This is a genomic window from Pseudomonas sp. PS01301 (assembly GCF_029960215.1).
In the GTDB taxonomy this organism is placed as follows: Bacteria; Pseudomonadota; Gammaproteobacteria; order Pseudomonadales; family Pseudomonadaceae; genus Aquipseudomonas; species Aquipseudomonas coleopterorum.
Genome location: NZ_JASCPM010000133.1, coordinates 1 through 289, shown reverse-complemented (window position 1 = coordinate 289; position 289 = coordinate 1). Strand labels below are relative to the sequence as shown.

Genomic DNA, 289 nt, shown 5'->3' with positions numbered 1-289 from the left:
ACCTCGAAGAGCGCCTGCGCTACCTGCGCTAACTCGACGAGCGCCGCGCCAGTATCCTGGCCAGCATCGAGGAACAGGGCAAGCTGACGCCCGAGCTGACCCGCGAGATCCAGCAGGCCGATACCAAGACACGCCTGGAAGACCTCTACCTGCCTTACAAGCAGAAGCGCCGCACCACGGGCCAGATCGCCCTGGAAGCCGGCCTTGGCGAGCTGGCCGACGGCCTGTTCGCCGATCCGACGCTGAACCCGGAAATCGAAGCAGCACGCTTCGTCGACGGCGATAAAGG

The 289-nt window shown here is 65.1% G+C and carries 1 pseudogene; it reads left to right on the top strand.

The features are described 5' to 3' along the window. A pseudogene (locus tag QMX89_RS22750) lies at positions 1-289 on the top strand (Tex-like N-terminal domain-containing protein); the annotation flags it as partial.